Below are 15,391 nucleotides of genomic sequence, written 5' to 3' on the forward strand. Positions count from 1 at the left end.
CCTTACTGGAAAGAATAAATAACGTAATCTTTCGATTATTTATTCTTCATCTATAGGTAACCAATAGGTATATCCTGACTGTCTGACATGTTCCCAATTATGAGGACCAGATTGTGTATTAGCATCTCGGATATTCAGATTATCATCCACGAAGGTCAATACGTCTGTATAATCCGAGCCAATGATATTTTTATACTGAAGCGTCAATGTCTTAGTCTTGGGGTATCACAGTCAAGGGCAGCTATAAGCTACATCAACGGGCTCTTCATATCTTGCGTCAACAGCTTGGCGATAGGAGTAATTTTCTATTTTAGCTGATTGCCCTATACTTTCATTTCGAGAAATGACCTCAGGTCCTGGTATGCTGCATATATCCCAATAGCCGCGAGCTGCTGGACAACTGCCTGGCTAATATCTACATGTTCCACCGGCCGCAGCACCTAATCCTCATCATCACTATCGATTGTATAGCTATACAATCCGGGCACCTCCCGCATAATAGAATGTGCTTGCTCCCGCCTCTCCTCTGATATATTTGATGTAAAATACTGCAATTTTCATCTGCATACTACATTTACATACCTCCAAAACTACTATCTCCGAACTATGAAGAAAGTAAAATAGGTTGTAACCTGACGTCACAACCTATTCTAGATTATCGAAATCTACAATTCCTTCCTCCACGATAGCCTATTCAGCATCATCATAGGAGAATTGAATACCCGCTGTGCCACCTGTCTCGACAAACAGTTTCATAAACCCTTGTGCAGTATCCGAGCGGTTCCAGTCGCGCTGCAGCTCGCAGAATAGTTGGGCAACACTGATCGACACCGCACCAGCTTGTTCCATTCGACGGATTGCTGCATCATGGGCCGCCAAGGAAGTACCTCCCACCGCATCTACAACGATATACACTTCATAGCCTTCCTTCAGCGCATCCAATACTGGGAATGTGAGACATGCTTCGGTCCACAGAGCGGTCATAATCAATTTTTTCCGTCTAGTAACCTTCACCGCTTGTACAAACTCTTTGTCTTCCCATGAATTGATCGTCGTCCGATCATAAGAAGGCAAATGTTTCAATACGGACTTCAGTTGAGGAATCGTCTCCTTATTAAAGCCCGTCTGCACATTCACCGTAGACAGTACAGTAGGTATTTGATACAATTGGGCAGCCTTGGCCACACCTACGATATTATTAATCAATAGCTGCCTATCCATAGAGGCAATCGAATTGACTTGCACAGGTTGATAGTCGATGACGATCAATGCTGAATTTCCAGGCGTAAGCAAGTGATCCTCCACTTGGTTACGAATCGGTAATGAACTCATTTTTTTTCAATTAAATGTAAATGGATATATGTAGTAAACACGTTGTATGCTATTCGCGACAAGGTTAAAAATCATACGCATCGTCCTTAGCCTTCAGGAGCAATTCTGTTGCTTGCATGGTATCCAAGGTATCCTGTGCTAATCTGTCCAATCGATAAGCAATATCATCTGCCACAATTTCGCCATTGTGAAAATGCTTCTCCTCTACAAACACATATTTCTGGACTACGACAGCCTTCATGTACTGCAAAATAGGCTTCAACTGATATTCAGCAACCAAATAGTGCTTTTCCGACCCCGCAGTAGATACGATCCCGATGACCTTATCCTTAAAACTATCCACCGGAAGTAGGTCGAATACATTCTTCAAGACCCCAGGTATAGACGATTGGTAGGTCGGACTCCCTATGATATAGGCATCCGCCGTCATTATCTTCTCAATAAGCGTCCGTGTATCACCATTATAGTCCCTAAAATCCCTTCCATCACTAAATTCGACCTGGAATGCAGCCAAGTCCACCAGCTCCACCTCTACATCCGGCAACTTTTCCTTTATTTTTGACAAGGTATACATCACCGCAACTCTTGTCCTGGATCCGACTATAGATCCTGATATACCGATTATTTTCATGATTTATCTTCCTTATTCTGTTGTGATGTCTCTTTTGGTTGTGTTGCTTTTTTCACCACAGGCAATACCTCCGTAGCCAATAATTCAATGGTATTGGCGACCATTTCATAAGGCACCCCTCCAAAGTCGATTTGTAAAAGCACGCGATCATGCCGATAAAGCTCATGTTGGTACAGCATTTTGTCTATAATCTGCTGCGGGCTGCCCACCATCATCGCATTTTGGGTACTTGCCGTCTCCGCAAAGGCAGATTTTGGATACGCTCCCCCCCGGATATTTTGCCATGCATGGTTGAGATAAGGATAGTACTCCCGCATTGCCTGCTGCGAGTCCTTGCTGATATGCGCCAGCGTAGTCGTACCTACCGGCAATCCAGCAGGGTCAAATCCCGACTCTTTGGCCACTTGTCTGTAGATATCCACCGACTCCTTGAATACTGCCGAGTGGCCTCCCAAGGTTGTCAGCATCATAGGCACGCCTTGATAACCGGCTTTGATAGCACTTGTGGGCGGCCCTCCCACTCCTCGCCATATGGGGAGCGAGCCATTGAGTGGTTTTGGAAATATTTCCGCATTTTCCAAAGCCGGACGATATTTGCCCTTCCAATTGACAATACGTTCAGAATTGAGTTTGATCAAGAGTTCCATCTTCTCTTCAAACAATTCCTCATAATCCCTGACATTGTAGCCCAATAGCTCAAATGCGCCTAAGCGAGAAGCTCGACCAGCGACGATTTCGGCCCGCCCACCCGACAAGAGGTCGATAGTCGCATACTCTTCGTACACGCGTACAGGATCGGCCGTACTCAATACGGTCACGGAGCTAGCAATCTTGATTTTTTCGGTCGCCTGTGCTATTGCCCCCAAGACGACTTGATTGGCCGATGTAATAAAGTATTCTTGATGGCTCTCGCCCACACCAATTACGTCCAATCCCGCTTGCTCTGCCAATATAGCTGCATCCACGATTTCCTTTAGCCGTTGTCCTTCACTGACATTCTTATCAGACTGTGCATGTGGAAAATGATCGCCCAATGAATACAATCCAATTTCAATTCCTTTACTTTTATCTATTCTAAATTTTTCCATGTTATATTTTCCTTTCTTTGAATATCTACCCCCGATACCCTGTTTATACATACAAATGTAGAGCACCCAAATCCGCTGTGCATTGACCTATGGTAAGAACCGCCAGATGCTTTAAAGACCCACTTAATCAGGTGAGTATAGCGACCGGTGGCCATATAGTTGTTTGCACTGCAATATCCAAGCCCCATTTCTATTCACTACCCATCATTTATATGCTATGGGGCTCGCCCCACGAAAACAAAAAAAGGAGACACTCACATGAGCGACTCCCTTTTCTTATTATTTATTTCTCTAAATAAATGACCTTACGAGGGCACTTTTCGTGCCTTCTCTCTATCCCATATTCGGTGACCCTTCATAGCTGTGACGAAATCGGCTGTCAACTGGTCCTGTGATTCGAAGACCACCCCTTCGTCTTTTTCATGCTTGGCAATGTACGACTGCTCTACGAGTTTTTCGGCACCTTTTGCAAATGCCAATGCCTTACAGTGTCTATACCCCTCATTGATAAAATGGAAGTAATCCGGCTCATCTTCCAGCTTTGCTATCGAATTGCCCTCTGGTGTATAGAAAGCATCATAACATACCGACGCCTCCGTGAGATAGGTATGTTGGATAGCTGCCTCATCGCCCTCCTTGAATTTAACTTTACCCACATGGGTCGATATCAATACAGCAGTTGCTCCCTCCGCCTCCAACGCTTTTTTCATCACATCCACCGAGGCCTTGCTCACACCATCAGCGACCAAGAAGGCCACTTTTCGCGTTGCGATAGTGCCTTCCCCCGGAGCAGTTTGCATGCTCAGCGCTGCTGATTTCTCTACTTCTGGCTTAGGGGCTTGGATAGGGTATTCCGGGTGATTTTGGCGGGCAAACTGCAAAGTCAATTCATCCAATTGCTCAGGTGGTGTTAGTCCTAGATTGTCCCCTACCCGTGCTGCCAGCTCCTTATCGATTTGATGGAGTATCGCCAGCTCTCTTCTACGTACATCTACCGAATTGACTTTAGACAGCTCAAAGCTGTAACCATTGATGATGTGTTCCTGCTCTGCTGTAGATTGTGAATTGAAAAACAGGCGCGCCTGCGTAAAGTGATCGGCAAATGATGTTGACCGCCGCCTGACTTTGTATCCATCCACTTTTTCTTCATGGCTTTTGAATCCCGTTTCGCCTTTGAGCATCGCATGATACGGGCAGCCACCCCCCAAGCTGTTTGGAAAATAACTAACATTACCTTTCAAGATATCCTGCCTTCCAAAGCCATCTTTTTGATTGTTGAACTTCCCATTAATCGGCCTATTGATTGGGAGTTCATGAAAATTAGGGCCGCCCAAGCGATAGTTTTGTGTATCAGCATATGAGAATATCCGTCCCTGCAACAAAGGGTCGTTGGTCAAATCTATACCAGGTACTAGACGTCCGGGATCAAATGCCACCTGCTCCGTCTCCGCAAAGAAATTTTCTGGATTACGATTAAGTGTCATTGTACCAATGATGGTAACCGGCACCACCTCCTCCGGAATGATTTTCGTGGCATCCAATAGGTCAAACGAATACTTAAGTTCATCCTCCTCCGGTACAAGTTGCACCCCCAAGTCCCATTGCGGAAAATTACCTTGCTCTATATTCTCCCACAAATCCCTCCTATGGAAATCCGAATCAAATCCCGATATCTTTTGTGCCTCGTTCCACGCGACTGAGTGCACGCCCAATTTGGGCTTCCAGTGGAATTTTACAAATGTACCCTTACCGGCTGCATTCACAAACTTGAATGTGTGCACACCAAAGCCCTCCATCATCCTAAACGACCGCGGAATAGCCCGATCCGACATTGCCCACATCAGCATATGAGCAGATTCCGGCATCAGCGATATGAAATCCCAGAAGGTGTCATGCGCCGAGGCCGCCTGTGGCATCTCATTATTGGGTTCGGGCTTTACCGCATGTACCAAGTCCGGAAAATTCATCGCATCTTGGATAAAGAATACCGGGATATTATTACCTACCAAGTCATAGTTCCCCTCTTGGGTAAAAAATTTGACCGAAAATCCCCGTACATCACGGGCCAGATCGGTAGACCCCTTAAATCCCGCCACCGTTGAAAATCGTATAAAAAGCGGCGTCACTGTTCCTTTCTTCAAAAAAGCGGCACTTGTATATTCAGATACATCGGCCGTCGCTTCAAATACACCATGTGCACCAGAACCCCTTGCATGTACTACACGTTCGGGTATACGCTCCCGATCGAAGTGGGCCAGCTTATCCTGATAAATGAAATCCTCGATCAGTGCCGGCCCTCGTTCGCCGGCTTTCAACATATTATTGTTGTCATTGACCGGTACCCCATCATTCGTAGTCAACACCTTGTTGGCATTGTCTATCGTATGATCCTGGATCTGTTGCACTTTTTTGTTTGCTTCTTGCTTAGCCATGTTTATACTGATTAGTGGTTACTTCCACCCGCCTTCTATTGAGACTCGATGATCAGGTGTACCCTTATCAACAATCCAATCGCTATTTTGTTTACACCAGTGGCATTATTTAAGGATGTAACGCGTGGATATCCAATTACCACCCGTGTTGCCGTCTGTATGTAAAAAAACACCAATCAGCTCTCAAATGTCAAAAAAACAAGCCCCATCGGGTATACCGATAGGGCTTTGCTGTACACGTCATGGACGGCTTATACCTAGTTGATCAGATCCCAACGATAAGCTCCTTTCAGCTTAGCCGTGTGGCGTCCTGTCAGATCCGGGATCTGCTGGTCATCTTTTACCGTCATGCTAAAGTCCCATGCCGCAGCAAGATCGGCCTCATCCCCCTTGACGACTTTAGCCTTGGTCATCAACGCCGTAATTTCTTGCTGGTCCTTGATCGATTTCCAAATCCGCAAGTCTTTCATATATCCCGATATCCGTCGATCTAGACTACCATTGCTCTTTATTTCGGCAAAGGCCGTCATGCTCAACTTGATGGCACTGGCCGAGTAGACATCCCCACTGTTGCGCTTGGTAAACGTAGACTCCAGGACCCCATTTTTATACACCTTACCGACGATCAATGTCCCATTGCCATCCTTTTCCCCGTTAAAACCATCGTCGCTATATACCGTCGCAAAATGCACCCATGTATTAGCGCTCTGCGGCATATCCACCCGTACTCCAGGCTCTAGCATGTTATGATACGAACTCATCGAATACGACATCCGTAGGTTTCGATTGTCAAAGTGATTGATCATCCAGCCTTGTCTTATATTTTGGCCACCATCCTCATGAAAGGTCGTCAACACCGCCCCAAATCCGTTGATTTGCGTCAGCTTTATCCAAGTTTCTACCGTAAATCGCTGCTTTCCTCTCTCGCCAAACGAAGCATATTCCGGACTTGATCCGAAATCAATGTAACCATCCCGTAGCCCGTCCACAAAGAGCTCGGCGGGCATCTGCAGATCTTCTGTCAATCGCGAGGCCAAAAACTGTGTTTTGGCATTATCCATTTCCTGGTAAGCAGCTGCGACGCTTTGGTCTTCCGGTATTGGACCATATTTAAATAGCAAGTAGTACTTATTGCCCAGACTGATGGCCTTCTTCAATATTTCCTTACTGCCCGTCGGGTACATCCCCGCTCGGGTACCATATGTCGCCTCTTTGTCCAGCGTCACCAACTGTTGTACCACTTGATCCACCTCCAGCATCCGCCCATCATTGATCGGTGGTTCCAATTTGATGGGTTCGTTGTCCGAGCAGGCCGTAAGCAACAGCACGAAGCAACCGATAACGAGGTTCAAATATCCCCGTGTTATTTTCTCTAGATTTAATGTATGTATCATGATTATGTCTATTATTGGTCGGCAATGGATGGAATCAACAACATCAAGGCCGGGATACCGCTCGCATCATAGCAGGAGACGACCTCGTCCGTACCCACTTTCTTAAGATAATTTTTCGACGTCAGCTTACGCGCTTGATCCCGGTTGCTCCAACCATAGTCTATCGTTCGTCTCAACCAAGGCAAGTACTCCGTCTTGCCACCCACTTCTATCAATCGGATCATATACTGCGCAAATATGGCCGTATAGATTCCTTTCTCCTCGCTCGGCTCCGAGGGGAGGATAGCATAGGGGGCCGACATGACATCCCGTGTATAATTGGCCATCAGTACCGCTTGGTCCAAATATTTGGCATCCTTCGTAATCGCATACAATTCCGTTGCTGCACCTATGGCACTCCCTTGATTGTAAACATGGAGGGTCCAATTGGGGCTCCCATTTCCATGTTTTGAATCCGCGATACGTCCCGTAAGCGGATCGTAGATATTGTCAGAAGACCACTGGTAGATCTCCTTTGCCTTGTTGAGGTAATCTTCCTTCTTGGTGATATTATACAGCGTCGCTGCCGCTACTACTGTTGGGTAGTTGATGCAGGACATCTTGCCCACACGACCAAAAGTCCAATCCCAAAACATACCACCATGCTCGGTATCATAAGAGCCGGGATCCAATCCCGGTACCCCATACCATACCCGGTCAAAACCCGATTCAGCATGCGCCAGGTACTTCGGGTCACCCGTCACCTCATACGCGCGAGCCATCGAGATGACCCACCACATGATGTCATCATAGATAAACCATTCTTTGTCATTCGTCCAATCGTAGTTGGCATACTGCTTTCCATTGCCCTCATACAGGTCTTCGATACGTTTGAGGTTTTCAGGGGTTTTATTCCGCTTATAGGCATTCATGGCCATATCCCAATACACCGCTTGTGTCCATATGGCACCTACCGCCTGTGGCTTATTCGAGTCGCGGAGGTAGATCTTGCGAACAGGGTCGTACAGATGCTCGTTAAAAGCCTTGTAGGCCTCGTCGATATCCGTATTCGTATATTTCGGAACGACGTCATAATCCGGCACAAAATTTCCGTCGTCAAACTCCTTGTTGCACGATATGTTGACCAAGGCTCCTAACAAGAAGAAGCCATGGAGGATATATGAGGTCATATTTTTAAATAAATGCATATTCTTAAGTGTTAATATCCAGGATTTTGTTGCAATGCTTTGTCTATATCAATCTCCTTTTGTGGAATCGGGAAGAAGTACTGTCGCTTCGCGAATACCCGATCCTCAACTTTGGTCCGTTGTAGAAAAGCCGTACCATCAGCTTCTACATTCATACCGTAGATGGCTTTATTTTGATTTTGCTCGGCTGTACCCCATCTTCTCACATCAAAGAACCGGCTATTCTCAAACGAGAGCTCCACCCTCCGCTCTGCGCGGATAGCGGCAGTCATCTCGGCCTCCGAACTGGGCACCGGTAGCGCGTCCACACCCGCTCCATACAAAGGTATCCCCGCACGCTGCCTGATCAGGTTGAGATATTTCACCACCTCCGAATTTCCGGGATCTGATTCATGCAATGCCTCTGCATAGTTGAGGTATACCTGCGCCAGACGCAATAATATGCAGACCCTATCTTCGGTATTACGAGGTCCTTCTGGTGCAGATTTGCGCACCACATAGCCCGTCTTGGAGTAATCGTTGACCCCTTGCAATTTACCGGCATTGCCCGAATAGCTCAAATCCGTGTAGATAGCGCCATCCCGATCAAACAACCACTTTTGGCCACTAAAGGTGATATCCGAGTAAAATCGGGGTTCCCTATTCACGTACATCATGCCCACATTGGCAGGTGCGAAGATGCGGCTATTGTTGGCCGGATCTCTATAATCCGAGGGATTTAAGCCCGTTTCGGCATAATTGGCCGCTGCCTGCACGATAGGGGTCTTCCCATCCGCCTGATAGCCTGTGATCGGCAATCGTCCATTTTTCATGAAATATGCGTCCACCATTTCTTGGGTAGCTCCTAAAGCCCCACCTCCCTTATATTGATCGGTGGTCCCTTTATGATTGGGGGTACGGTCGTACTGCATCGTCCCGGCCGAGGTGCTTATCCTATAAAATACAAGCTCCTTATAGGAGGAAAGCTCCGAAAAGGCTCCCCGAGTCGCACGCCTAATAGAGGCATAGGGATCCAGCACGCCATTTGTCATACTGCGCTCCAGATCGTAGAAACGGGGGACAAAATCTTGTATAAATGCGCGTGTCTCATCAGCAGCAGCCTTCCACTTTGCTTTTATTTCAGCAGCATTTGCTGTTGGAAATAGTTTCTTACCGTCTGCATTGACCAGACCAGCATAATAGCTGTTGCTTCCGTTGAAAAGGTGGCTGGCACGCAGCATCATGGCCTCGATTATAAATGCCCGTGCGATCGTTTGATCGATGCGTCCATACCCGTCGCTACTCGGATTGCTCTCCAAGGATACATGTAGTATCAAACCCGTATTGACCGCCGCACGCAGCTCGGCGATGATGTAATCAAAGCACTCGTCTACCGAGTTCCTAGGTATCTGCAATTGATCCAAAGGTGTATCTTGGCCCACAATCTTTTCAATGATCGGCACCGGACCATACGCACGGACCAAGTAGAAGTAATACATTGCCCGCAGTGCTCGAGCCTCTGCCGCCCATTGGGCCTTCAGATTGGCCGGCACTTCTGGGTTGCCATTGACCCGCTCCATAAAAATCGTGGCTTCGTGTATCCCTACATACCAGCTTTTCCAACGGCGGGCGATCAAGCCATCATTGGCATTGATGGTATTGTTGTTCCACATGTGGGATTGCACATGTGCCCAGGTGTATTCGGCCTCATCACTTGCCGCCGTCCAAGGTCCATAGGTTTTATAAAGCTCGCCCTCGTGCAATTGACGTTGATTGTACTCGTCCGGAATATAGGTGTATATCCCGGCCAGATACTTTTGCGTATCCTCCCGATTGGTAAATATCTTATCCAGTGACAATCGATCTTGCGGCACCTGCTCCAGATATTTTGAACATCCCGTCAACATCCACACACAGGCCAGCATCCATATTAATGTATTGCAGTTCATATCGTTTATTTTAAAAAGAGAAATTAATACCGAATGAATAAGACTTCATATTCGGATAGCTTGTTCCATTATTCGTATTGAGCTCTGGGTCCCACAGTTTGAATTTGCTCCAAGTCAATAGATTGGTCCCCATCAGATAGAGATCGACCTTATCTATCCCCACCCGTGCAAACCATTCTTTGGGCAGGTTGTAGTTGACCTGCAAGGTCTTCAAGCGTAGAAAGCTCACATCTTTTTGCCACCACGTACTGCTTTGAAAATTGTTGATATTACTCGTTTGGTCCGATCCATAGGCCAAGCGTGGGTAAAATGCATCTTGCCGAGGGTTGTCGGCAGTCCATCTATCCGTAATATTGGAAAAAAGGTTGCCACCACCGCCATCACCCACAAACGGATGGATACTGGTCCCTTGGAGCATACGATCGGCCCCCTCTATCCCTTGAAAGAGCACCCCCAATGAGAGTCTTTTGTAGGTGGTATTAATCCCAAATCCATAAACCATCCGAGGCACATCTCCACGACCAATATAGACTTGATCGTAGGCATCGATGACACCGTCACCATTTTGGTCTTTATACTTAATATCTCCAGCCTTTACCTCGCCAAATTGGGTCGGAAAAGGGCGATTTACCCCTTCTTTATCAACAGCCGAAAGGGATTCATAACGTTGTATATCTAGGATTTCGTCCTGGGTATACAGCCCTGCGGCCTCATAGCCCCTTCTGGCGTTGACATTCGTACCTCTCTTGTTCATCCAGGCATAGCGCTGATCGGGCTGGTCGCTATCCACCCACTTATCCTTATTAAAGGTCAGATTACCCCGAAGGTAGATTTGCCAATCCTCATTGATACGCTTGTTGTATTCCAATGTCCCATCGATACCCTTGTTTTCGATCACCCCCACATTGCCATACGGATCGGACATGTAGCCCAAGAAGGAGGGGATGGACTCGTTGCGCTGCAACAAGATACCCGAGCGGCGCTCTTTAAACAAGTCTACGATGACCGAAAGGCTGCTGTTCAGTACTTTAAACTCGATTCCCAAATCTTGCTTATGCGATTCCTCCCAACCGATATTCACGGCATTGTTGTTCACTTTCACGCCAGGTCTACGTCCGCCTGCACTCCCCCAATTGTATCCAAATCCATTGTCAAATTGCATCTGTTCGAGGTACATAAATCTTCTACCCGACACATTCGAGTTGCCGATGATACCATTGGTGTAGCGCAATTTGAGGAAATTGATTGTCGACGCCAATGGCTGCCAGAAGCGCTCATTGGACGGTACCCATCCTATCCCAAATGCCGGGAATACCCCAAATCTGCGCTCCGGGGTAAAGTTTTCCGAACCATTGTATCCAACATTGAATTCGGCAAAATACCGGTCGTCATATGAATAAATCGCCCGTCCCGCTACACCTAGCGTGCGATAAGGGATAGCATCTTCCAAGCTCCCTACCGGATACAACAAGCGACTCTGTTGATTATACAGGAATAATCCCCCTACACGATGTTTGCCAAAAGCCCGGTCATAGTTCAAGGAAGCCTCCAAGTAGGTCTTCTTCTCGTTACCATCCGAGCGCTGCTCAAATCCGAGCACATCCGATCCGGCGTAGGTCTGCACCAGAATAGGGCGACCATCCATATCATAGGGCACATCCCTATTGGCAAAGTAATAGGTCGATTCGCGCTTGCTCTGCATGATGTTCACACTGTTGTACACATCATAGGCAAACATACCCGAGAGCTTCAACCCTTCGGTCAGCATGCCCAGATCCTGATTCACCCGTAGATTGGAATAGACCTGGTTGCGCGTCTGGTTACTGTAGCCCCTACGGGTAGCGTCAGCATACGGATTGCGAAATCCGCCATTGGGATTGATCCCGGGGACATAGGCTTTGCCATCCACAAAAAACATGCGCGGATAGTCTACAGGCGTTATTTCCATCGAAGCCGAATAAATCGACGAAGAGCTGATCGCTGGATAATTCCCCTCGCCCAGATAGCCCTGCGCTCCGATTTCAACGGTGGTGGTTGGTGTCACCTTCAAGTTTAGATTCGTTGTAAAATTGTATCGATTGAAACTCATCTTCGAATTGTACGATTCAAGAGACTCCGTCCGCATCAATCCCTTTTCGTTGAAATAACTCACCGAAGCGTAGTAATTGGCTGATTCACTCCCACCACGTACATTGACATTCGCACGTCTATTCTGACCGAAATCATTAAAAATACTCGATAGCCAATCGACATTCGGGTACAGATAAGGGTCGAAGTTGGCACGTGTACGTTCGATATATTGTTCGGAGTACTTCGGCTGTTGATTTCCATTTGCTAGCGCTTCGTTGGCCGTGGCCATATAATCCAACCCGTCGATCAATTCGGCCCGTTGCGTAAATTGGGTAATGGTCTCATAATAATCCACACTTACCACGGGCTTTCCGATCCTCCCGGGCTTGGTCTTCACGATAATGACCCCATTGGCCCCACGCACCCCGTATACCGCTGTAGCCGAAGCATCTTTCAGGACGGTCAGAGACTCTACATCTTCCGGATCGATATCGTTAAAAGACCGTTCGACCCCATCGACCAGCACCAGCGGGCGCGATGCATTGGGCGTCGCAATACCCCGTATCCAGATATCCGCGGCATCACGCCCCGGCTCACCGGTGCGTTGCACAGCCACTACCCCCGCCAGTCGACCGGCCAGCACTGTAGACAGACTGGACGAAGGCGTCTTGATATCGGTCATCTTCAGATTGGATTGCGCACCGATATTGCTGATACGCCGCTGCTGTCCAAATCCCACAATGACGAGCTCATCCAGCTCGTTCACGATCGGTGTCAGCACCACATCCAAGATGTTGCTCCCCGATGTGAACTTTTCTTCACGCGCCACATAGCCCACCTTGCTAAAGACCAGTTGGTCATCTGCCTGACCGAGCATGATTTCGTAGCGCCCGTCATCATCCGTCTGGGTGACGGTATTGGATTTGCTTGCCGTGACCGTAGCCCCAGCTACGGCTCCCCCCTGTTCGTCCCGCACCACGCCCGTCACTTTACGTTGCTGCAGGCGCGCACCCGGTGTAGCCGCCCTCCGGGATGCCTGCTGTGCGATCAGCACCTGACTCCCCTCAATGGAATACGAAAAATTGGCCTCATCTGACAATTCGCCGAGCACCTCCGGAAGGCGCTTATTTTTTGCGGCAATGTTCACGCGTTTTTGCTCCAGTTCAGTTCCCGTAGGATAAAAAAAGACATATGGACTTTGTTTTTCAATCTCTTGAAAAACCTGTTTCAATGTCCCATTATGAACCTGTACAGAAAGCATGGGCTGTGGATATGCGGAATAGGCCAGCAATAATCCTCCCCCAATAAGCATTGATCTTTTTAAGAAATTCATGAAATGGTTTAGTTAGTATATTCGGTATGTAAGTTGATTGGTATAGCGCGGTTAAATCGGTTTTTTAGAAATATGGATTTCATTTCCCTGGATCTGGTGACGGAATGCGACCGAAAACGAGAGACCTTTCAGGAGTTTATCCAAATTCTCTTCCAGATGGAGCTTACCACTGAATGTCCGCGTAGACACTTCCGGATCGCAGTTGATTTTCACCCCGTAGTAGCGGGACAGCTGCTCCGCTATCTCCCCAAATGGGGTAGCCTCGAATGAGTAGTAGCCATGTATCCAGCTGGTCAGCCTTGTGGCATCTACCTGGGTCTTGCGGGCTTGGCCATTGGCCTGTTCAAACATTTGGTTAGGCGCTAGATAAGCCATTTTTAGACCCGCATTGACCTGCACCTTGCCCGACTGCAGGATCACTTGCTGCACTTTTACATCCGCGTAGCCCGACACCGAAAAACGTGTCCCTAAGACCTGTACCGAGAGGTCGCGAGTGGTCACGATAAATGGGCGTTCCGGTTGATGTGCAACATCTAAGAACACCTCCCCATCGACATATATCTCCCTTTTGTCTTTCGCAAATACCACCGGATAGGTAATGGTTGTCCCCGAGTTGACCCACACTTTGGTCCCGTCTTCCAACTCCAGCATCGAGCGTTTGCCGTGCGGGGTAATCAGCTGATTGAAAGGCGTGAGCACCTGCTGTGCTTCTTTGTCATTCGAGGTCAGTACATGGCCATCCTTGTAAACAATCTCTGGATTCTTGCCTTCCAAATACGTCTTCTCCGTACCCGAAAGCACCAAGGAGACCTGCTCCGGCTTTTCATCGCTAACCACTTGGCTACGTTGCACAAATTGAGCGAGGGACATATTTTCGGTATCCGGGAGGGCATCCCGCTGTGCGACTCGCACCCCTACAAATAACAGGACGATAGCGGCCACGGCGGCAGCATACCATAGCTGGGGCCGCAGGCGGCGTATATGTTGGGTTGGCGCCACAGGCTGTGCAGCAGTGATGGCCTGCCAAAGGTCTTCTTCCTCCACCGTAGACAAATGGGGCTGGTTATCGTGTAGCAGATCCATATATTGACAGGCCTGCTTATAGTCGTCCGATACCGCGCCTTGGCTATATGCGTCCCAAAATAGACGTATTTCCGACGTGGGACTCGTCCACTTTGCGATGAAGTAGTCGTCCTGAAGAAAATCTTCAAATGTAAATGCATTGTACTGTTCAACAGTCCTTCCTAAAGACATAGATTTATTGGTTATTTAAGGAAGGACAATCTTGCGGAAATTATATACTCACTATTTTCACTTTTTTTGAAAAAAAATCACTTAAGCTCCATTTTCAACCGTGACAGCGAGCGATACAGCACATTCGAGACCGATTGCGGATTCATGTCCATCAAAATGCCAATATCGGGGATAGACATCCCCTCTACAAAACGGCAATGCACGATTTCGCGCTGCCGGGCGGTGAGCAATGCCGTTAGCCTATCAAAACGTTGGGACGATGCCAATGCTTCCTCTGCTCGCTCCAGCGTATTCTCTTCCACAGAGGTCTCCGATGCCTTGTACAAGTTGTCCACATGCCGAGCATAGTTTATCTTGCGCTTCTCCTGGTTCAGGAGCGCATTTTTGAGGGATATGAAGAGATAGATCTTGATATTGTCCACCTGTCTTAAGGAATGGCTATGCTGGTGTAATCGCAGAAACAAATCCTGGATGCAGTCCTTAATAAGCTCCTCGTCCGTCGAAAACTGACGGCCATAACGGAACAATGACTGTAAGTGGCTTTGATAGATGTATTTGAATACCATCTCATCCCCCATCTTCAATCGCTCCCATAATTCCTTATCAGATCTTTCAGCAGACATTACTTCATGGCTTGTATTATTGGTTCGTTTCGTTACCCAGAAACCTCAAATCACGTGCTCCTAGTATAGGTTTGTATATACAAAAAACGTTTTAGCAACGATAATCGGCTAAATTAAAA

11 protein-coding genes are annotated in these 15,391 nt (G+C 47.6%); all 11 read right to left on the reverse strand.

The annotated features are described in order from the left end of the window. Positions 1 to 39: 39 nt before the first annotated feature. The 11 genes from OQ289_RS14985 to OQ289_RS15035 all read right to left on the reverse strand — a co-directional run bounded on the left by OQ289_RS14985 (position 40) and on the right by OQ289_RS15035 (position 15,272). Positions 40 to 207: a hypothetical protein gene (locus OQ289_RS14985; protein WP_270087664.1), complete on the reverse strand. Its 168-nt coding sequence runs from the start codon at positions 205 to 207 to the stop codon at positions 40 to 42. Between the two features lie 483 nt (positions 208 to 690). Continuing rightward, positions 691 to 1,332 (reverse strand): hydrolase, encoded by a 642-nt coding sequence (locus OQ289_RS14990; RefSeq protein WP_270087665.1) that lies wholly within the window; start codon positions 1,330 to 1,332, stop codon positions 691 to 693. Positions 1,333 to 1,396: 64 nt separating this feature from the next. Then, positions 1,397 to 1,963 (reverse strand): NADPH-dependent FMN reductase, encoded by a 567-nt coding sequence (locus tag OQ289_RS14995; protein WP_270087666.1) that lies wholly within the window; start codon positions 1,961 to 1,963, stop codon positions 1,397 to 1,399. Next, entirely contained in the window at positions 1,960 to 3,051 is a 1,092-nt protein-coding gene (locus OQ289_RS15000; RefSeq protein ID WP_270087667.1) for an LLM class flavin-dependent oxidoreductase, read from the reverse strand. The genes OQ289_RS14995 and OQ289_RS15000 overlap by 4 nt, the downstream gene beginning before the upstream one ends. A gap of 305 nt (positions 3,052 to 3,356) precedes the next feature. Next, the gene (locus OQ289_RS15005) at positions 3,357 to 5,483 is read right to left on the reverse strand and encodes a catalase (protein ID WP_270087668.1); all 2,127 of its coding nucleotides are present in this window, start codon (positions 5,481 to 5,483) and stop codon (positions 3,357 to 3,359) included. Between the two features lie 257 nt (positions 5,484 to 5,740). Beyond that, complete coding sequence (locus tag OQ289_RS15010) at positions 5,741 to 6,877, reverse strand: LamG-like jellyroll fold domain-containing protein (RefSeq protein WP_270087669.1); 1,137 nt, start codon at positions 6,875 to 6,877, stop codon at positions 5,741 to 5,743. Positions 6,878 to 6,888: 11 nt separating this feature from the next. Then, entirely contained in the window at positions 6,889 to 8,046 is a 1,158-nt protein-coding gene (locus OQ289_RS15015) for a glycoside hydrolase family 76 protein (protein WP_270087670.1), read from the reverse strand. A 29-nt stretch (positions 8,047 to 8,075) separates the two neighbouring features. Continuing rightward, positions 8,076 to 9,992, reverse strand: a complete 1,917-nt coding sequence (locus tag OQ289_RS15020; RefSeq protein WP_270087671.1) for a RagB/SusD family nutrient uptake outer membrane protein — start codon at positions 9,990 to 9,992, stop codon at positions 8,076 to 8,078. Between the two features lie 10 nt (positions 9,993 to 10,002). Further along, entirely contained in the window at positions 10,003 to 13,395 is a 3,393-nt protein-coding gene (locus OQ289_RS15025) for a SusC/RagA family TonB-linked outer membrane protein (RefSeq protein WP_270087672.1), read from the reverse strand. A gap of 51 nt (positions 13,396 to 13,446) precedes the next feature. Further along, a complete protein-coding gene (locus OQ289_RS15030) occupies positions 13,447 to 14,649 on the reverse strand; it encodes a FecR family protein (protein WP_270087673.1) in 1,203 nt (400 codons plus the stop codon). Between the two features lie 77 nt (positions 14,650 to 14,726). Further along, positions 14,727 to 15,272, reverse strand: coding sequence for an RNA polymerase sigma factor (locus OQ289_RS15035; RefSeq protein WP_270087674.1), 546 nt, complete (start codon positions 15,270 to 15,272; stop codon positions 14,727 to 14,729). Between the last annotated feature and the right edge of the window lie 119 nt (positions 15,273 to 15,391).

It is taken from the genome of Sphingobacterium sp. SYP-B4668, assembly GCF_027627455.1.
Taxonomy (GTDB): Bacteria; Bacteroidota; Bacteroidia; order Sphingobacteriales; family Sphingobacteriaceae; genus Sphingobacterium.